Below are 19385 nucleotides of genomic sequence, written 5' to 3'. Positions count from 1 at the left end.
ACACGTAACATCTTCCTCAACTCGTCCCATCCGACGCTTGATTGATCGGGCATGGTGTCTTGCCAACAGGATGCGCCAGCGGCTGTCGTTGCGCGCAACCCGTCGTACAGGCACGCAGCACCAACGGGACGTCGTTCCCATGGACCGCACCGCGACGCGGGCGACCGGCTGCGGACCCGATGTACGGTGCCGCGACGGCATGCAGCGTGTAGACCGCTCAGGGCGTGCCCGTGGCGGTGACCTGGCAGGTCAGCGCCAGCGTCACCACGCCTCCGCTGGGCAACGCGGGAATGGTCAGGCCCGTCCGCAGTGCGGCAGGCGTGACGCTGGCAGGGGCCGGACACTGGGTGCCGGCCGTGCCCGACACTGCACAGGTAGCCGGTCCAGCGCCGCAATCCAGCCCCGGCTGGGTGGTCCAGTCGTCATGCAGCACGGCATTGTCCGCCGCGTCCGGCCCGTTGTTCCGCAACACCAGGCTGAAGGTCACGTCGCCACCAGACACGACGGTCCCGGCTGAGGCCGTCTTCGACAGCGTCACATCAGCGGCCAGCCGCCGGTAGGTGAAGGTGCACACGACGTTCGCGCCAGGCGCCATGGCGCCGGCATCCAACACCAGCGTACGCGCCGGAAGACTGGGCGTAGCGGTGCCACCCGATGGCAGTCCCGCGCAGGCGATGTCCGAAAGCACGAACCCCGCCGGCGTGCCACCCGCCGTGATGGTGGTGGACACGTTGAACTCATCGAGGAACTGCGTCGCGCCACTGACCGCGACGCCAGCCGTGTTGGTGACCAGCGTTTCGGCGTCGAACCCGTTGCCGCCGCTGAAGGTGAAGCTGCCCGTTCCTCCCTGGCTGAGCGCACGCAGCGTCAGCCGGGGACGCGGCTCGTTGGCGAAGGTGCAGTGCAGGTCATCGCCCGCCACCGGCACCAGGGTGAAGCTGCTGCCGAAGCCGCTGGGTTCCTGCCCGCCGGCGAACACGTTGGTGCACGCATAGCTCGAGCGGTAGCCCGCCAGCGTGGCCGTGCCAGCCGCCGTCTCCGCCAGCGTGTAGGCGGCACCCGCCGTCGCCTCGATGGTCAGTGACTGCACCGGGGTGGTGCTGGTGCCGGTAGTGGTCACCGATCCGGGCGCCCCCGGACCCGATGCGCTGAGCGTGAACTGGTCGCCGGCCGCCAAGCGTCCGTACGGCAGGTACTTGTCCAGCAGGATGACGGGAGCCCGGTCGTTGATGAAGGTACAGGTCAGGTCGTCGCCGCTGGCGGGGGTGATGGAGAAGCCGCTGCCGGTGCCACTGGGCGTCTGTCCTCCTGCGCGCGCGTTGGTGCAGGTCCAGCGCGGGCTGTAGTGGGACAGCACGGTACTGCCGGCTCCTGCTTCGGTCAGCGTGTAGGTCGCGCCGACCGTGGCGGTGGTGTGGACAAGCGTCCCTGCGGCGTTACTGCCGGTACCGGCGGTGGTGACGGCTCCCGGCGCGCCTGGACCGCTCATCGACAGGATGAACTGATCCGACGCATTGCGACGCCCCTGCGGAAGTGTCTTCCGCAGCCTGATCACGGCCTGCCGCGTGTTGGTGAAGGTGCAGTTGATGTTGGTCGCGGCCTGCCCGATCGTCACCGTGCCGCTGGCCGCGCCCGGTGAATAAGTGATTGCGGCATCGGCGCCGGTGTTTCCCGTGCAGACCAAGGCCTTGCCGTATGCGTCCGCCGCACCCACATCGAAGACCTCACTGATGGTGTAGGTATTGCCCGCAGCCACGACGTAGGAGGCGGTCGCAGCATCGGTCTCATTGGGAGCATCGGCGACCGATGTCAGCGGTGCGCTCACGATGGGAGCCGGCGTACCGCTCACCGCTACGGTCACCGCATCACCGGGAGCGGCGTTCACCCATGTCTTGGACAGCGTGAGCCGCGGTGCCGCCGTATTGATGAAGGTACACGTGATGGCAGCGCCGTCACGCGTGGCGGTACCCGGGATACTCACCCCCGTAGCGGTTGCCGACCCCACCACACTCCCGGCCGCATTGCGGCAACTGGTACTCGTGTAGGTCCAGCCCACGGGCAGCGGCGTATTTTCGCTGAGACTGACGGGCGAATTCGCCGTCACGATGGCGAAGGGCTGGATTCCCGCCGACACCGAGCCGTCCACCTGTTCGGGCGTACCTGCGGCAGAGGTCGACACGATGCTGCCGGTATTCCGGGTGGTGTTGGTCAGGGTGAAGCCGAACGGTCCACCCGCCTGGCCGACCGTGGTCTTGAAGACGGTCAGCGAGGGATTGCAGACCGTCCAGCCGGCCGCCGTGTAGCTGCCCGAGCCGCTGGTGTCGTAGTACCGCAATACGACCTGAGACACGCGATAACCGGCGAAATTCAGGTACACGGTGCCGCGCAGATCGCCGATGTCGCCGGTCGGAGCGGTGAACCGGTTGCCGCCCGCGTAGCTGACGACCGGGGACGGGGCGAAGCTGTACATCGAACTGGTGATTGCGATCAGGGTACCGTTCTGGTCGTAAGCATTGACGATGATGTTGTCGCCTGCGTCCACGTCATGCAGGCGGAAGCTCAGGCCATCCACCCAAAATGGGGTGAATGGGTTGGAGGGGCTGCGGAACGCATAGGTGGATTCGATGTAATTGCTGGGTGAACTCGCGCTGCCGCTGTGCGCGATCCTGACACCGATGTCGCCTGGAACATGTTCGTCGTCTATCTGATCCGCGCTGATCGACGCACCGACCGCCTGCTGAGTGAGTATCAGGCGAGCCGTGCCCACGAAGACGAAATTGTCGCTGGTGACCGTCTGGCTGGGCCCCTGGCTGGCATAGGCCGCCCATGCATTCTTGCCGCCCACCGCGCACGTCTGCGCTTGCGCGACGGAGGCGGCACAGCAGGCCGCTGTGGCCGCAACCCCGATAATCCATCGCGATGCCTTCATGCGCTTGCTCACAGGCCAGCTCTCCGAAAAGCACCTCCTGCATTGAGGAGATGCCGAACGCCGCGCGGATCCCAAGCGCTCGCCACCGTGGCGGCAAGCAGCGCGGTTGGGTGTCCCGCAGAATGTGTCCCGCATGCGGGCACGGCGAGAACCTGCGCCATCGTGTGGTCGCTGCCTGCGGATACGGACTACCCCTCGGATCGGCCCGACGGGGCGGCGCCGGACGCGTTCCGGCGCGTCTTCTCGGCGGATGTGCCGAACCTCAACACGATGCACAGTTATGGGGCGGTGTCGGTCGCAAACGAATGCGACAGCGCGCCGAAGGGCGAGTGCAACGTGGGCGATGCGTGCAGCACCCTCAGCCCACATCAATGCGTCGTCGACGAAGCACGCCACTGCCGAGCGAGTTCCACGCCCTGGCGTCTCCCTGGTGCGGTCACCTTACGGACGGGCTGTCGCCCAATGACCCGATGACGCGAACATGACGGGCACTACCGGAAAGTCGGCGCCATCGTTCGCGGTGGCGCCCGGCGAACCCGGCAGCTGGGTGCGCTGACAAACGGCGATGTCGAACAGATAGCGGACCCAGCGGCGCTCGTGCTGCCGCCCAAGACCGCCTGGCGTGCCGGACAGAGCGGACTGACGGGACGACGCCTCAGGGGAAGCCCGTCGCGGTAGCCCTGCACAGCAGCGTGGCCGTTACCTGGCCGCCCACCGGCAAGCTGGGAATCAGCATGCCGGTACCGAGCAGCGTGGTGACAGGAACCGTGACAGCCGGGCACGCAGCACCGCCGGTGGCCGTGCAGGTGAACGTCGACGACGGAGCGATGCAGTCCAGCCCGGCTCCCGGTACATCCGTCAGGAGCGTGCCATCGGCCGCCACGGGACCATCGTTGTTCACCGTGATGGTGTAGGTGACCGTAGCACCGCTCTGCGCAGAGGTCGGAGTCGCCGTTTTGGATACCCGCACGTCCGCACGGAACAGGGTATTGGTGAACGTGCAGACCACGTCGGCACCCGCTGTGGTTGCCGCAGCATCCAGGACCACCTGGCGGGCCGCCAGATTCACCGCAGCGTTGCCGCCCGGGGGAAGACCCGTGCAGGCGATGTCGGTCAACCGGTAGTTGGCCGGCGGTGCGCCCTCGGTGATCGTGGTGACGGTGCTGGCGGCGCTCAACACCTGCGGAGCGCCGGCCACGGGCACCCCCGACGTTGCAGTGACCAGCGTCTGGCTGGCGACACCATTGGTGCCGCTGAAGGAGAAGCTGTCCGTGCCGTTCACGCTGATCTTGCGCACGGTCACGCGGGGCCGCTTCGTGTTGATGAATGTGCAGGTCAGATCGTCACCCGCCGCCGGCACGATGGCGAAGGATGTGCCGGTTCCGGATGGCGTCTGCCCTCCTGGACGCGTATTGGTACAGGCGTAGGTCGTGGCGTAGTTGGCAAGTACGGCACCGCCGGCGGCGGTTTCGGACAGGGTATAGGCGCTGTTCGCAGTGGCCGTCGCATGGGTCACCACGCCTGCCGCCGTGGTGTCGCTGCCGGTGGTGGTCACGGCCGCCGGCGCGCCGGTGCCGGCGATGGAGAGCGTGAACTGGTCGGTCGCCTGCGCGCGCCCGGCCGGGAGTGCTTTCTGCAGGCGCAGCGTCGTGCGCGAATTGGTGAAGGTGCACCACAGCGCTTCGCCGGCGACCGTACTCGCGGGCGGCAGCGTATAGGTCGCATTGTTGCGGGTGCCTACGGTGGCGCCGCTGGCGTTGGTGCAGGTCGCATCGACCAGGCTCCAGCCATTCGGCAACGCGTTCTCGGTGATGGTGACCTGGCCGCCGGGTGCGGCGACCGTGAACGGCTGCACGCCTGCCAAGGCATCACCATCCACCTGGGTCGGGCTACCAGCGCTGGTGGTGGTCACCGTGGCGGTGGTCTGCGTCGTATTGGTCAGCGCGAAGCCGAACGGGCCGCCAGCGATCGGCTGCGTGACCTTGGAGAGGGTGATCGGCACGCTGCACCCCCTGAGTTCGGCAATGGTGTAGGTCCCGCTGCTGGTGGTGTCGTAGTAACGGAACTCGATACGCCGTATCTGCAGGCCATTGAACGTCAGATTGACGGTGCCGCGTCGCTGGTTGTTCGGCGAATCGCCAGAGGGCGCGGTGAAGCGGTTGCCTCCGGCGTAGGACACGTACGGTGCGCCGTTGCTGCTATCGAACGAATAGTTGGCCGACGTCAGCGTGATCAGGTTGCCGTTCTGGTCGTAGGCATTGACCGTGACGTTGTCGCCGGCATCGATGTCGTGCAGCCGGAGCGAGAGATTGCTGACCGGCCGCCACACGGTCAGATCGGCCGGGTCCCGGAACTCCATGTCCGTCACCAGTACCGAACTGGGGCTCGTGTTGTTCTGCCCGATGCGGATACCCGGCTCGCTGGGAATTGTGCTCGTGCCTGGGTAGTGCTGGGCGTCGATGGTGTTGTTGTCGAAGCTGGCGCCGCCCGTTGCCGTATTACTGACCCGAAGCCGCGACGCACCGACGTAGGTATTGCTGTTGTTGATCAGGTTCTGGCTCAAGCCCGACTGTCCGGACAGCGCCGAGAAGGTGCGATAGGTGTCGGCGGGGCACACCTGTGCCTGGGCCTGCACCACCCCGCCCCCAATCAAGATGAGTCCGACCATTGCCTTGACTATCGTGTTGTTCATTGCCTCAACCATCCTCAATCGCGCGCAAATTGGGGGCTGCGAACCCGCGCTGGCGCGGAGTTCCGTCAGGCCGGACCGTTCATCACGTCGTTGGCGCTGCGCCTGCCCTCCGCCCGCTCGCCCGGCGTCGCCCTCGTGCGCCAGGCGCCAGGCAGCAGAACGACAGACACTGCTGTTCGACCTTGAACGAACTTCTTCGGAAGGGAAGCCGCTGGCAGGACATGGGCACCCCCTCCCATCTTCACTAACGTTCAGGATATGGGAGAAGGAGCAGGATCACGCGGCAAGCGCCATGGTTGACTGGCCCGCGCCGGATGTCGGGGCGCGGGGGGCAGCCCCGCCTCGGGGAAAGGCCGCAGCCTCTGCAAGGCAGGCGGCGCCTGAGCCCGACAGATCGGGACAAGGACGACGCCATCGGGGATCGCCAGTTCACGGCCGGAACCCTGACTGCGAACGCCCTCCCGACCCTCCGCATCCTTCGCGCCCGCACCCACCCTTCACGATCGACCGGCGGCCGGCGGCCAGCGGCCGGCGGAACACGTTGTCCCAGACCCATGCGCGCACATGTCGGAAGCCGCCTGCTGCAGCGTGCCAGCGCGAGTACGGCGAACGCACCTGGTCCTGGCGACGGTCTGGCCAGGCGAGCCCGCTGCGGGGTGGAGAGCCTGGATCGGACCGGCGGGATGATGATCGACTGACAGTGGACGCAGCCGCGTCCTGCATGCCGTGGCGACCACGAACAGGCAGGGGGATGGAATCAAGGAACCTTGCCTGATGTGCGGCCACTGCACCGAGCGCGCGGCGCTCGCCGAGCGCGTGCGCGCGCTGCAGGCGGAGGCGACGCCGTCTCCTGACCCGCTGCTGTCGACGATCCACCTGCAGGAGATGCGCCATTGGCGCCAGCCGGCCTGGCTGGAAGCGGCGCAGAACGATCCCATAGCTCCCCTCGTGGTGATGTGCCGCACCTGGACGGACGCGGCGCATGGGGGACAGGGCGAACTGCCGCACGACCTGCTGCCCGCGCCGATGCGTGACCGCGTGCAGGCCTGGCGCGCCCGCACGGACCTGCCGACGATGGCCGCCGGGCCGGCGGCCCTGCAGGATGCCCTGACGGAACTGGATGCCTACCTGGGCGGCTGGCTGCACCTGCCCGACCGCCCCGGTGCGCGCTGGGACGACGCGATGCTGCACGAACGCCTGCCGTACGTATCGCGGGCACTGGACACGCTGGTGCTGTACGCACCGGACGACGAGCGCCTGACCCTGCTGGCCCTGTCCTCGCCCGACACCACCTCGCCGTTCAGCGCCATCGACCTGTGGTTGCAGCGACGCGCGCTGCGGGCGCTGGCTTCGCGCCATGGCATCGCCTTCGTCACCGGCCTGCTGCCGCACCTGCGTAGCGGCGCGGTGCTTGCATTGGTGCTGCATGGCGACCTCGACACGGCAGCGCTGCGCATGCTCCGCGACGCCCTGCGCCAGCGGCCCGACAACGGCGACGAGAGCGCATGCGACCTCCGCACGGCGCTTGAACTGATGCTGGATGCGCCTGATGGCGTGACGCCCTGAGCCGCGACGCCAGCGACGAACGCCGGCGGACCCACCCTGCGTCCACCGGCGTGCGTCTCCCCTAGAGCGCCATGTAGAACAGGTCCTCCGGCAGCAACGCCGGATCCACCATCCCCTTCAGATCCACGAACATGCCGTGCGGTCGCAGCGACTGTTCGGCCTGGTCGTAGATGCGCGTCATGAATTCGGCGTGCGGCACCGCCAGCACCAGCACGTCCAGGTCGCCCCAGTCGGTCTCGTCTTCCAGTTCGATTCCGAACGCCGCGCGGCTTTCGTAGACGTCGGCGCGCGGGTCGGCGATGTGCGCCTGGATGCCATAGATGGCAAGCGCCTGCGCCAGTTCCACCGTCTTGGAGTTGCGGATGTCCGGCACGCCTTCCTTGAAGGTGATGCCCAGCAGGCCGACGCGCGCGCCGCGGATGCGGATCTCCTGCGCGGCCATCGCCAGCACGATGCGGCTGGCGATGTACGCCGGCATGCCTTCGTTGACCTGGCGTGCAGCGGCGATCAGCCGGGGGTGGTACCCCCTCTCCTGCGCCGCGGCGGCCAGGTAGTAGGGATCGATGCCCACGCAGTGGCCCCCCACCATGCCGGGCGAGAACGGCAGGAAGTTCCATTTGCTGGCCGCTGCGCGCAGCACGTCGGCGACGCGGATGCCGAGCAGGCCGCAGATTTGCGCCATCTCGTTGATCAGCGCGATGTTGACGTCGCGCTGGGTGTTCTCCAGCAGCTTGGCCGCCTCGGCCACCTTGATGGAATCGACCGGGTGCACGCCGGCGCCGACCACCGCGCCGTACACCGCGGCTACCAGGTCCAGCGTGCGCCGGTCCTGCGCCGCGACCAGCTTGACGATGGAGGCGAACCCGCGGCGCACGTCGCCCGGATTGAGCCGCTCCGGGCTGTAGGCGAGCTGGAAGTCCACGCCGCACCGCAGCCCGCTGGCGTTTTCCAGCGCCGGTCCGCAGATCTTCTCGGTGGTACCCGGATACACGGTGGACTCGATCACCACCGTCGCACCCCGCGGCATCACCGCCCCGATCGTCGCGCAGGCCTGCTCCAGTATCGCCAGATCCGGCTTGCCGGCCGGCGTGAGCGGCGTCGGCACCGCCACGATGAAGAAGTTGCTTTCGGCCAACGCCGTCGTCTCGGCGTGCAGCGACAGCCTGCTGCGCGCCAACACCTCCGGCGCCACCTCGCCGGTACAGTCGATGCCGTTGCGCAGTGTCGACAGCCGCGTTTCATCCACGTCGAAGCCGACGGTGGGGAATCTCTCCGCCATCGCCACCGCCAACCGCAGGCCCACGTACCCAAGCCCGACCACCGCCACGGCCACGTGGTCCAGCAGGCTGGCATCGCCGGCCGTCGGCGGACCCTCCTGGTGCCCGATGCAGGCGGCCATGCACGCGTGCGCGGCGGGCGATGCATCCACCATCGGCAGATCGCCCGTGCAAGCGTCGTCGTATCCGGGCGCAACGGGCCGATCGGATCTCGACCGGAGGGGCGGAGAGTCGCGGCGTTGCATGATGTCCTCCTCACGTTCGACCAGCGGAACTTGGGTGGTGCCAATCTGGGACGCATTTGGCGGAAGGTCACCGTCCGGAAAGACGGCACATTCGTGGGCCGCGATCCGATCCTGCCGCCCCTGGAAAAGTGAACTCACACCAGACAGACGGCAGGGAGACAAGGCGTACAGTGGTCCCGTCGTCGGCGCCGCTGCGGCTGCCGCCCTTCGTACCGCTCCGCCGCCGTCGCGCACGCAACCGCACGCGGCATGGAGACGGAACGTATCCACGGGGATACGTCGTGGCGCCAGGACCATGCCACGCCACAGATGCCATGCCGGCACCGGCTGCACGTTGCGACTGGAGGACACCATGTCGTCCGCTGACCCGCACGTCCTGTCGACCAAACTGCGCGCGCCGCGCGGGCCCGCCTCGGCCATCGAGCGGCCACGGCTGGCGATGCCGCCGCTCGATGCCCTGCCGAAGGTGGTGCTGATCGTCGCTGCGGCCGGCTTCGGCAAGACCACGCTGATCAGGCACTGGCACCAGCAGCTGGGCGGGCGGGCGGTATGGCTGTCGCTGGACCGCGACGACCAGGATCTCTTCGTCTTCCTGCGCCACCTGATCGCCGGCTTCAACCGCGTGCGGCCGGTGATCTCGGCGGCCACGGCCAGCTTCGTGGAGGGCCGCGTGTCCGCGCTCGACAGCGACGAGATCACCATCAGGATCGCCAACGACCTGGATCGCCTGGACGATGACCGCGTGCTGTTCCTCGACGACTACCACCTGGCCGAAACGCCTGCGCTCAACGACCTGGTGCACCAGTTGATCGAGCGGTCGCCCGCGCGCCTGCACGTGGTGATCGCCAGCCGGGTGGCGCCGGCGCTGCCGGTCGCGCGCTACCGCGGGCGCAACGCGCTGCTCGAACTCGGCACGCACGCCCTGACCTTCAACCGCCACGAGGCCGATGCGTTCCTGGCGCAGGTCCGTGGCCTGCGGCTGGCGCCACGCGAACTCGACCTGCTGCTGCGGCACACCGAAGGCTGGGGCGCCGGCCTGCACCTGGCGACCCTGTTCCTGAAGGACCGCGGCGACGCACGCCGCGCGATCCTGGGCCTGTCCGGCGATACCCGCGACATCGCCGACTACCTGGCCACCGAAGTGGTGCGCCGGCAGCCACCGGCGATCGAGCACTTCCTGCTGCACTCCTCGATCCTCGACCGCCTGAACGCCGACGTCTGCAACGCGCTGCTCGGCATCGACGACGCGCAGGCGATGATCGAACAGGTCGAGACCCTGGGCCTGTTCCTGTTGCCGCTCGATGCCCGGCGCCACTGGTACCGCTATCACCACCTGTTCCGCGATTTCCTGCGCGCGCAGCTCAGGCGCCGGCATCCGGACGCGCTGCCGGCGCTGTACCGCAAGGCCAGCCTGTGGTTCGCCGATGCCGGACTGCAGGAGGACGCCGTCGACATGGCGCTGGACGCGGACGATTTTGACCAGGCCGCGATGCTGGTGGAGCGCTTCGCGGTCGACATGATCAAGCGGGGACACATCCCGCAGGTCGCCCGCTGGATCCAGCGCTTCCCGCCGCAGGTGCTGGAACAGAATCCGCGGCTGCCGCTCTACCAGTGCTGGGCGGTCGCGCACATGGCGCAGGTGCAGCTGGCCGAAGCGCTGCTGCAACGCGTCGAAGCGGCTGCCGACACGCTGTGCCAGGGCGACGACGCGTCGCGTCGCGTACTGGAAGCGGAGATCCATACCCTGCGCGCCATCGTGGCGCTGATGGCCGACGACATCGGACGCGCGCACGCGCTGTCGTCGGTGCGGTTTCCGGACACGCCGCCGTACCACTTCCTGTCCGGGTGCCTGGCCAACGTGGCCGGGCTGGTGGCGCTGGCCCGCAGCGAATTCGCGCCCGCGCTGGCATCCGCCGGATCGGCCAGGCACTTCCATGCCCGCTCCGCCTGTTCCTACGGCATCTGCTACAGCCATTGCATCAGCGGACTCGCCGAACAGGCGCAAGGCCGGCTGTCCGATGCGCGCACGCAGTTCCTGCGCGCGCTCGATGTCGCCGTGCACGCCAGCGGCGAGCACTCGTTCAACGCCGCCATGCCGCGCGTGCTGATGGCCGTGCTGCATTACGAAACCAACGCGCTCGACGACGCCTACGCGATCCTGGAGAACGACCTGCCGCTGGTCGACGAATGCGCCTACGTGGACATCCGCACCGGCGGCTTCGTGGCGATGGCCGGCATCCTCGGCGCGCGCGGCCAGGTCGCTGCCGCCCTCGCCCACCTGGACCAAGCCGTCACGATCCCCGTCGAATCGGCGTTCGAGCGCACCTGCGCGCTGGCCCACAGCGAGAGCATCCGCCTGCGCCTGCTGGCCGGCGATGTCGCCGGCGCGCGGCGGTTCGCGCGGCACAGCGGCATCGACGACGGCATCGCGCTGCCGATGGTGTGGTCGCGCCCGGCCGGGTTGCGCGCGATCAGCCAATGCCGGCTGCTGATCGCCGAAGGCCACGCCGATGCGGCCATCGCCCCGCTGCAGGCGCTGGCATCGCTGGCCAGGGACGCGACGCGACGCGCCCGCCGCATCCAGATCCTGTCCCTGCTGGTCGTCGCGCTGGCGCAGATCCACCGGCACGACGCGGCGCTGGCGACCGCGCGCCGGATCCTCGCGCTGGGCGCCGAGCAGGGTTTCCTGCGCAGCATCCTCGACCAGGGCCCGGCGGCGGGCGGCATCTTCGTCGCGTTCGCCCGCGAACGCGGGGGCGTGTCGGTCCTGTCGCCGATCGAGGCGGACTACCTGGCGCGCATCTGCGCTGCCGTCGGAGAACCCGTGGTCCATACCGCCATGCCGTTCCCGGCCGGCACGCGCATCCCGTTCCTGGTCAACGGCGTGGCCGACACCCTGACCGGGCGCGAACTCAAGGTGCTGCGCCTGCTGGCCGAAGGGGCCAGCAACCTCCACATCGGCGCCACGCTCTTCATTTCGGTCAACACGGTGCGCTGGCACGTGGCCAACATCCTCGGCAAGCTGCAGGTGGAGAACCGCACGCAGGCCGCCGCCGCCGCGCGCGAACTCGGGCTGGCCCCGTAGCGCGGCGCCGTCACTGGCACGGGATGGGATGCGCCACGCGCTCCAGCGCCGCCTGCTCGCGGGGTTCGAGATCCGGCAGGACGTCGAAACCGGTCGCATCCTCGATCGCATCGATGCTGGCGACGAAATCGCCGAGCTGGGAGTTCTCCGGCAGCACCTCGTTGGGCATCACGGCAGCCCACGCGCGCAGGTCGCCGGCCGGCGCGCGGTAGACGAGGATCTTCCACGTGTGGGTGGGAATGACCACGCCATCGCCGATGGTGTCGACGGTGATGAACTGCACGTCGCGCGCGGTGTAGATCATCGGGCCGCTGATCACCCACTTCGACCCGCGCACCGGACCGGTGGTGCGCGCACAGGCTTCCAGCCGCGCCCACTGGCCACGGTTCATCGCGCGATGCTGCGGCACCGCGTTGGAGAGGTAGAAGGTATCGGCGATGCGCTCCGCACTGCTGGAATGCGCCTCGGCCGGCGCCATGTGGCCGATGTCGATGGGAAACAGGCCGGCGCGCGTGCGGTGCTGCGAGGAGCCCGCGTAGTCGGCCGGTACGGCACGCGCGCCCCGGAGCGCGGGATCGGCCTTGAACGACAGGCCGTCGCGCTCGACGTTGTGCTGCAACGAACGCGTGGTGTATCGCTCGCATACCCAGTACGGCGTCTTCAGGTCGGTGCTGTGCAGCAGCGCGTAACCGGCGCGCACCACGCGTTCGGTGCCACCGACATCCAGCCCGCGGCGCGGCACCGGCTCGCCGAAGGGACAGTGGGATGTCTCCGACGCCGACGCCCGCGCGGTCGTGGTGGCCGCGACCGGATCTTCCGTCGTCGGCGGAGGGGGCGGTGCGGCATCGCCCGCCATCGCCGATGCGTCGACGGCGTCCTCCGCCATCGCGACGGACGCGCTTTCGTCGTGGAAGTACGGACGGCTGACCGCATCGGCAGGAATGCGGCTGGGCACCTGCTTCACCTCGGGCTCGCCCCGCACCGCACGCACCGGTCCCCGCGTCGTGCAGCCCGCGGCCGCGACGCCCAGCAGGAGCAGCAGGGCCAAGCGCGGCCACGGACGAAGGTGCGGTGAAAGGCGCATCGTGGGCATCCGGTTGCGGGCAGGCGGGCGGGTCCCGTGCAACGACCGGCCTGGCCGGCCGCACGTATCGCGGGATCTCCTGGTGACACGCAGGCGCCTGCGCGGGGCGGCCATGCGGGCAGGTCGACATGTCCCGCAACCGCGCGAGGCGGTCATGCCCGCTCCGGCATCGGCGGGGGCTCGACTGAAAAGGTCAGGCAGCGGAGAGCTTGAGCTTGCCCACGCGCTTCAGGTCGACATGTTGCCGGGCCACCCACAGATCATGGGCATCCTGCATGGCAAGCCAGCTCTCGGGAGAGCGGCCCACCGCCTTGGACAGGCGGAGTGCCATCTCGGGAGTGACACGGCTCGTACCCTTGAGGATGCGGCTGAGCGTGGAAGCGGCCACATCCAGTTTTTCCGCAAGCTCGCGCCCGCTGACGCCATGCGGCTCGAGGTAAATCTCGGTGATGAACTCGCCGGGATGCGGCGGGTTGTACATGGCCATCAGTGATAGTCCTCATAGTCCAGGACGTAGGCGTTCCCATCCTGGAACCCGAACGTCAGTCGCCAATTGCCATTGACCGTAATGGACCAGCGTCCGCGCATGGGTCCCTTGAGCGGATGCAGCCGGAACCCGGGAATGTCCATATCCTCGACGACCTGCGCCGTGTCCAGGGCAGCAAGCTGCATGCGAAGCCGTTTGGCATGGCTGGCCTGCACGCCGGAGGTGCTCCAGGTCTCAAAGAGCTTCCGCAGGCCTTTGTGCCGGAACGATTTGATCACGTTGCCAGCATACCATGTTGCGCATCACGCAACACTCGACCTGCTCAGCAAGCGGGCGTACTGGCTGGCTCACACTCTGCCGCGAAAGGGACCCGATTCACTGCATGGCGCGTTCAAGCACGTCACAAGCCGCCGTTGCGCGATACGGCCAACATCACTTCGCCCCATGCCGCTCGCGGATCACCTGCAGGCGTTCGCGGTAGTACAGCGAATCGGCGGCCTTTTCGGGCGGATGGTCGGCCAGCCAGTCCAGCGCCTCCTGCAGGATCGCGGCCTTGTCGGCCTCGGGGGCTTCAAGCGCGGTATCCACGCGGTCGAGTTGCAGGATGACCTCTTCGCGGGTCGAGGCGTTCATGTGGGGCGCTCCGTCAGGAAAGGCCCCAGCCTAGGCCGCGCCGTGTATGCGTCGCGTCACGGCGTCGCCGCATGCGCGCGTCGGCCCAGTTCGATCAGCATCCGCGACGCCAGATACAGGCGCGGCGGGATGGAATCGATCTCGATGTATTCGTTGCGCGCGTGGTAGCCCCAGCCCGCCAGGCCCAGCCCTTCCAGCACCGCGGCCTTGCCGGAGCGCCCCGCGAAGCCGGCATCGGTGCCGCCGTTGGTGGTGGGATGCATCAGCAGCCGCCGGCCGTCGAGTTCGGCGTAGATGTCGCGGGCCAGGTCGGCCAGCGCGCGGCCGCGGTCGCCGGCCACGTAGATCGGTCGCAGCGGCTCCAGCGTCACCGTCGTGGTGGTGTCGGGCACCAGCGGACGCTCCTTCACCTTCGCCTGCAGCGCCGCGAGCAGCTTCTCGTTGCTGTCGGCCTGCATCACCCGCACGTCGCCGCCGGCCTCGGCACGCTCGGGAATCTGGTTGCGCGCGGTGCCGGCACTGGCGGTGGTCCAGTTGAGCTGCGCGCCGGGCACGCCGGCCGCCACGTCCTTCGTCTGCACCACCTGGTGCGCCAGTTCCAGCAATGCGTTGCGGCCCTGCTCGGGCGCGGCGCCGGCGTGCGCGGACAGGCCCTGCACCGTCATCCGCACCTGCGAGGTGCCGGCCGCGCTCAACAGCACGCCTTCGTGTTCGATCACCGCCTTGGCCGGTGACGGCTCGAACGACAGCACCACGTCGTGGTCGGCGGCGAGCGTGGCGATGGTCTCGCCGGATCCGGGCGAGCCGATTTCCTCGTCCGGATTGAACAGCACGGTGACGGTGGCGTAATCGGTCCAGCCGCGCGCCTTCAGCAGCGCCAACGCATGCAGGATCACGGCGATACCGCCCTTGTCGTCGGCGATGCCGGGTCCGTACAGCAGGTTGCCTTTCTGTTGGTAGGGTTCGCGTGCCAGGATGCCGCGGTCGTACACCGTGTCGGCATGGGCGATCAGCATCACCTTCAGTGCGCCGTTGCCGGTGAACACGCCTCGTACCAGGTCCGGGCCGCCGGTGGCGGAGGGCAGGCGGTCGACCCGGGCATCCAGCGCGCGCAGCCGCGTGTCCAGGTACGTCATCAGCGTGTCGACGCCTTCGTGGTCGGTCGAACCGGATTCGGTCGTCACCAGCGCGCGCAGCGTTTCGATCACCGCCGGCTGCGCCTGCGTCGCCGCATCCCTCAGCGCCGTGTCGGCCTGCGCGGCCCGGGCCGACGCGCCGACACCTGCGGCAAGCAGCATCAACACCGTGGACTGCAACGCGGTACGTGCGATCTGCATGGCATCACTCCTGTGCGAAAGCGATCAGAACCGGTATTCCACGCCCAGGCCCGGGCCCTGCATCGTGGTGTCGAAGCGGAAGCCGCCGCCGGTCTCGAAGTCGGTCGACAACCGCCGGTAGCCGGCGATCACCGCGAGGCGTTCGTTGAGGTCGTAGCCGGCCAGCAGCATCAGGTCGGTGGACAGGTCGGACTCGCCGGCGCCGGCCAGGACCCAGCCACCGACGAACATGCCGTTGCCGAATCCATGGCGCCCCTTCAGGCCGACCTGCGCATCCACCCAGCGGTGCGACTGCTCGCCTGCGTACTGCTGCGGAATCGGTGGCGGAGTCGGTACCGGCACGGCGTAGGCCATGCGCACGCGCGCGGACCACACGCGCACGCCGGCCACCAGGTCCAGGTGCGAACGCTCGCGTTCCACCAGACCGTAGCGCCAGGCCACCAGCCCGCTGGTGGTGCGCGTCTTCAGGCGCACCGGCAGGGCGGCACCGGCGACCGGCACGTGGACCGTGGTGGAGAGCTTGGCGAACTGGCCGTCCAGCAGCAGGCCGTGGCGGCCCCTGCGTGCCTCGAAGGCGCCCATCGCGCCGGCGTCGAGTTCTTCCAGCGAGTCGCGGAAGCTCTTGGACGTCCGCAGGGTCACCGGCAGGCGCGCGTGCGCGAAGGTGCCCTCGGTCGACGAGCCCCACACGTACGGCGTGAGCCGGAACGTCCAGGCGTCGTCCTGCGTGTCCTGCGCGTGCGCCGTCGCCGGCGCCACCCACGCCAGCCCTGCCAGTATCCAACCGCAGCGGATGATCGCCATGCCGTTCCCTCCTGGACGCCGCGCCGGTCCCCGCGGCGGGTGGCGGAATGCCGCCACGCCGCGTTCCCACCGGACCTGTTTAGCACCAATGTGAGACCGGTACCAGCACGCGCCGTCCGGCATCGGCCCACGTCCTGTCGACCGGCCGCGCAGCGATCCCCTCACTGGAGGCCATCCGTTCGTCTGTCGGCCGAGGGAGTCGTTGCATGCCGGTCGTCCGTCCCCGTCCTGCGTCCACCGCCCGCGCCGTCGCCAGGACGCGGCGCCACCGCCGGGCCAGCGCATGAGCACGTCCGCCGTCCGCGCCCTGGCGCTGTTCGACGACTACCTCACGCTCGCACCGGCAGTCCGGGCCGAAGCGCTGGCGTCGCTGGCGCAGTCGGATCCGGACACCCACAGGGTGCTGCACCGGCTGCTGGCGTCGGACGCGGCGCTGGATGGCGGTGAGCAACCGGACCTGCTGGACCGGATCCCGGACACGCTGGCGACCCGGGCAGCGTCCGCGGCGCATGCCCACGACCCGCTGTTGGGCCAGCGCTTGGGGCCGTGGCGGATCGACCGCGTGGTCAGCATCGGCGGCATGGGCACCGTGTACGAAGCGCAGCGCGCCGACGGCCAGTACCGGCAGCGCGTGGCGATCAAGTGCATCCGCCGCGAGCTGTCCTCGCCGGCGCTGGTGGCCAGCTTCCTGCGCGAGCGCGAGACGCTGGCCGCGCTGGAACATCCCGGCATCGCCCCGCTGATCGACGGCGGGGTGGACGGCAGCGGCAACCCCTGGTTCGCCATGCGCTACATCCAGGGCGACCCGATCGACGTCTGGTGCGACCGCCGCCGCGCCAACCTGCGCAAGCGGGTGGCGCTGCTGGTGCAGGCCTGCGACGCGCTGGTCTACGCGCATGCCGAGCAGGTGCTGCACCAGGACATCAAGCCGTCCAACGTGATGGTCACGCACGACGGTCAGGTGCAGTTGCTGGACTTCGGCCTGACCGCATCGCTGACCGCGCCCGGCAGCGTGCCGCGGCTGGCCATGTCGCAGGGCTACACGGCGCCGGAGGCGCTGACGGCGACCGCACCGCAGGTGACCGCCGATGTGTGGTCGCTGGGCAGGATGATGTACTCGCTGCTCGGCGGCCTGCTGCCGCACGACCGCTCGCCGCTGCAGTGGGTGCAGGGGCCGGCGCCCGACGGCGATGCGGCACCGCCGCCGATGTCCGACCTGGCCGCGACCGTCACGGTCCAGGCCGCGCGCGCGCGCGGCGCGCGCTCGGCGGCGGTGCTGGCGCGGCGCCTGGCAGGCGATCTGGACGCCATCGCGCTGCGTGCCACCGCGCCGCAGCCGCAAGCGCGCTATCCCACGGTCGCCGCCCTGCGCGCGGACCTGCAGGCCTGGCTGCAGACCCGGCCGGTGCAGGCCCGCGCCGGTGGACTGGCGTACCGGCTGGGCCGCGCGGTGATGCGCCACCCCATCGCGACCACGATCGTCGGTACCTGCGTGGCGCTGCTGGTGGCCGGTGGCGGCGGCGCGGTCTGGCACGCCCGGCACCTGGCGCACGAAGCGGCCGAAGCCCGCGCGCTGTCGCAGGTGTTCGAACAGACGGTCGGCACCGCCACCCTGTCCGGCCTGAGCGCCACGCCGATGTCCTCGCAGCAGCTGCTGGCCGACGCCGAACGGCGCATGCGCGCGCTCGACCTGCAGGACCATCCCAACGTGCAGGCGCGCGGCCTGGCGATCCTGGCGCGCAACTACATGGCCGTCGGCGACTACACGCGGGCCACGGCGCTGGCGCGCGAAGCCGGCACGCTGCAGCGCGACGATCCCGCGAACACCGCCGCCACGCTGGCCGCGCTGCTCAACCTGCAGGGCAAACCGGTGGAGGCCGGCCGCGTGGCGGAGCAGGCGTTGGCCGCAGCGGACGACGACACCGCGGTCGCCACCCGGTTGCAGCTGCTGACCGAACAGGCGCGCAGCCAGTGGCACCGCATGCAGCACGCCGACGCCGACCGCTCCCTTCAGCAGGCGCTGGCCCTGGCCGAGGGCAGCGGCGACGCGACCGCGCAGGCCGAGCTGCGGACCCTGCGCGGCGAGTGGGCACTCCGGCTGATGCGCTTCGCCGACGCCGATACCGACCTGCAGGCCGCCATCCGCCTGTCGCGCGATCACGCGCCGCTGGTGGCGCACGCGGCGCGCCTGCTGGCCGCCCACGCGCTGATGACGCAGGGCCGCATGGAAGAAGGCCACGCTGCCGCCACGCAGGTGCTGGCCGACTACCGTCGCCTGCTGGGCGATGAGCATCCGCTGGTCGGCCGCAGCTGGCGCCTGCTCGCGCACGGCGACTGCGTGCGCGGCCAGTTCGAGCCCTGCCTCGCCGCGATCGAACGCGCCGAAGCCATCGTCCGCCGCGATTTCGGCGAGCAGCACCCGGAATACGCCGACGTGCTGCGCGTGCGTGCGCTGGCGTCGATGCTGGACCCGGCCAGCACGAGCGACGGCACCGCCCTGCTGCGCCGCGCCGATGCCATCCTGCGCGCGACCTACCCGCCGGACCACGCCGACGTGCTGCGGATGGAATCGATGCTGGCGCGCCGCCTGCTGACGCTGCCGGCCGCCACGCCGGCCGCGCGCCGGCAGCAGGTGGAAGACGTCATCGGCCAGTTGCACGCCACCCTGGTGCAGAGCCGGCGCAGCGGCCTGCCGGTGCCGGCCTCTCACCGCGTCACCCTGGCCGAGGCGCTGATGGAACGCGACCGTCCCGGCGACCTCGCGCAGGCGCGCCGCCTGCTGGAGGAAAACCGCGTGCTGCTGCGCGCCTACACGCCGGACTTCGGCTGGCGCCTGCTCAACGAACACCTCGACGCCGAGCTGGCGCTGCGCGAGGGCGATCTGAACCGCGCCGGGGCGCGCCTGTCCGACCTGCTGTCCACGCTGCCGAACTGGCAGAGCACACCGGCGCAGCGCAGGATGCTCGGACAGGTGCTGGTGCTGCGCGCGGACCTGGCCGTGCGACGCGGCGACCGCGCGCAGGCACGCATCTGGCTGGACAAGGCGCTGGCGCACAGCCTCGCCACCTCCGGCCCCGCGCATGCCGATACCGAGTCGATCCGCGCCACCCTGGCCGCGTTCGAGCGCACCGGCCGCATCGCCCTCGCCGAGTGACGGCATCGCCGCGCGACGGCGGACGTAACCTTTTCCGCACTGCGCGCGAAGTCTTCTGCGAGAGGGACATCCGGCACGGTGCCGGCCCCTCC

At 69.7% G+C, this 19385-nt stretch carries 12 protein-coding genes; 3 read left to right on the top strand and 9 right to left on the bottom strand.

What is annotated here, in order from left to right:
• Positions 1-217: 217 nt before the first annotated feature.
• Together VGN58_RS02265 and VGN58_RS02260 are read right to left on the bottom strand one after the other, a co-directional pair.
• Entirely contained in the window at positions 218-2941 is a 2724-nt protein-coding gene (locus VGN58_RS02265; protein WP_327481212.1) for a prealbumin-like fold domain-containing protein, read from the bottom strand.
• 643 nt (positions 2942-3584) lie between these two features.
• Positions 3585-5621: a prealbumin-like fold domain-containing protein gene (locus tag VGN58_RS02260; protein WP_327481210.1), complete on the bottom strand. Its 2037-nt coding sequence runs from the start codon at positions 5619-5621 to the stop codon at positions 3585-3587.
• A 774-nt stretch (positions 5622-6395) separates the two neighbouring features.
• On the opposite strand from VGN58_RS02260, the gene VGN58_RS02255 reads away from it, so the two are divergent.
• The gene (locus VGN58_RS02255) at positions 6396-7187 is read left to right on the top strand and encodes a hypothetical protein (protein ID WP_327481208.1); all 792 of its coding nucleotides are present in this window, start codon (positions 6396-6398) and stop codon (positions 7185-7187) included.
• A gap of 61 nt (positions 7188-7248) precedes the next feature.
• Here VGN58_RS02255 and VGN58_RS02250 read toward each other — a convergent pair whose 3' ends face one another.
• On the bottom strand, positions 7249-8586 hold the full coding sequence (locus VGN58_RS02250; protein WP_327481206.1) for a nucleotide sugar dehydrogenase: 1338 nt from the start codon (positions 8584-8586) through the stop codon (positions 7249-7251).
• A gap of 475 nt (positions 8587-9061) precedes the next feature.
• Between VGN58_RS02250 and VGN58_RS02245 the strand changes: the two genes are divergently transcribed.
• The gene (locus VGN58_RS02245; protein WP_327481204.1) at positions 9062-11794 is read left to right on the top strand and encodes a LuxR C-terminal-related transcriptional regulator; all 2733 of its coding nucleotides are present in this window, start codon (positions 9062-9064) and stop codon (positions 11792-11794) included.
• A 10-nt stretch (positions 11795-11804) separates the two neighbouring features.
• Here the strand turns inward: VGN58_RS02245 and VGN58_RS02240 are convergent, their stop codons facing one another.
• The 6 genes from VGN58_RS02240 to VGN58_RS02215 form a co-directional block, all read right to left on the bottom strand.
• Positions 11805-12878, bottom strand: coding sequence for a DNA/RNA non-specific endonuclease (locus VGN58_RS02240; protein ID WP_327481202.1), 1074 nt, complete (start codon positions 12876-12878; stop codon positions 11805-11807).
• 193 nt (positions 12879-13071) lie between these two features.
• Positions 13072-13365, bottom strand: coding sequence for a HigA family addiction module antitoxin (locus VGN58_RS02235; RefSeq protein ID WP_327481200.1), 294 nt, complete (start codon positions 13363-13365; stop codon positions 13072-13074).
• Positions 13365-13643, bottom strand: coding sequence for a type II toxin-antitoxin system RelE/ParE family toxin (locus VGN58_RS02230; RefSeq protein ID WP_327481198.1), 279 nt, complete (start codon positions 13641-13643; stop codon positions 13365-13367). Before VGN58_RS02230 ends, VGN58_RS02235 begins: the two co-directional genes overlap by 1 nt.
• A gap of 154 nt (positions 13644-13797) precedes the next feature.
• Complete coding sequence (locus VGN58_RS02225) at positions 13798-13998, bottom strand: hypothetical protein (protein WP_327481196.1); 201 nt, start codon at positions 13996-13998, stop codon at positions 13798-13800.
• Positions 13999-14054: 56 nt separating this feature from the next.
• Entirely contained in the window at positions 14055-15335 is a 1281-nt protein-coding gene (locus tag VGN58_RS02220) for a glutamate carboxypeptidase (RefSeq protein ID WP_327481194.1), read from the bottom strand.
• 24 nt (positions 15336-15359) lie between these two features.
• Positions 15360-16139 carry a hypothetical protein gene (locus VGN58_RS02215; protein ID WP_327481192.1) on the bottom strand — a complete coding sequence of 260 codons (780 nt, stop codon included), beginning with the start codon at positions 16137-16139 and terminating at the stop codon, positions 15360-15362.
• Between the two features lie 283 nt (positions 16140-16422).
• Between VGN58_RS02215 and VGN58_RS02210 the strand changes: the two genes are divergently transcribed.
• The gene (locus tag VGN58_RS02210) at positions 16423-19293 is read left to right on the top strand and encodes a protein kinase domain-containing protein (protein ID WP_327481190.1); all 2871 of its coding nucleotides are present in this window, start codon (positions 16423-16425) and stop codon (positions 19291-19293) included.
• Positions 19294-19385 lie beyond the last annotated feature (92 nt).

The sequence above is a fragment of the Pseudoxanthomonas sp. genome (assembly GCF_035999195.1).
Lineage (GTDB): Bacteria > Pseudomonadota > Gammaproteobacteria > Xanthomonadales > Xanthomonadaceae > Pseudoxanthomonas_A.
This window is presented reverse-complemented; position numbering and strand designations above follow the sequence as displayed.

What these genes read in the sequence shown, in the direction of transcription:
- VGN58_RS02210 (WP_327481190.1), top strand. Translation starts at nt 16,423, where the DNA reads ATGAGCACGTCCGCCGTCCGCGCCCTGGCGCTGTTCGACGACTACCTC.
- VGN58_RS02250 (WP_327481206.1), bottom strand. Translation starts at nt 8,586, where the DNA reads ATGGCCGCCTGCATCGGGCACCAGGAGGGTCCGCCGACGGCCGGCGAT.
- VGN58_RS02260 (WP_327481210.1), bottom strand. Translation starts at nt 5,621, where the DNA reads ATGAACAACACGATAGTCAAGGCAATGGTCGGACTCATCTTGATTGGG.
- VGN58_RS02245 (WP_327481204.1), top strand. Translation starts at nt 9,062, where the DNA reads ATGTCGTCCGCTGACCCGCACGTCCTGTCGACCAAACTGCGCGCGCCG.
- VGN58_RS02225 (WP_327481196.1), bottom strand. Translation starts at nt 13,998, where the DNA reads ATGAACGCCTCGACCCGCGAAGAGGTCATCCTGCAACTCGACCGCGTG.
- VGN58_RS02235 (WP_327481200.1), bottom strand. Translation starts at nt 13,365, where the DNA reads ATGGCCATGTACAACCCGCCGCATCCCGGCGAGTTCATCACCGAGATT.
- VGN58_RS02240 (WP_327481202.1), bottom strand. Translation starts at nt 12,878, where the DNA reads ATGCGCCTTTCACCGCACCTTCGTCCGTGGCCGCGCTTGGCCCTGCTG.
- VGN58_RS02220 (WP_327481194.1), bottom strand. Translation starts at nt 15,335, where the DNA reads ATGCAGATCGCACGTACCGCGTTGCAGTCCACGGTGTTGATGCTGCTT.
- VGN58_RS02215 (WP_327481192.1), bottom strand. Translation starts at nt 16,139, where the DNA reads ATGGCGATCATCCGCTGCGGTTGGATACTGGCAGGGCTGGCGTGGGTG.
- VGN58_RS02255 (WP_327481208.1), top strand. Translation starts at nt 6,396, where the DNA reads ATGTGCGGCCACTGCACCGAGCGCGCGGCGCTCGCCGAGCGCGTGCGC.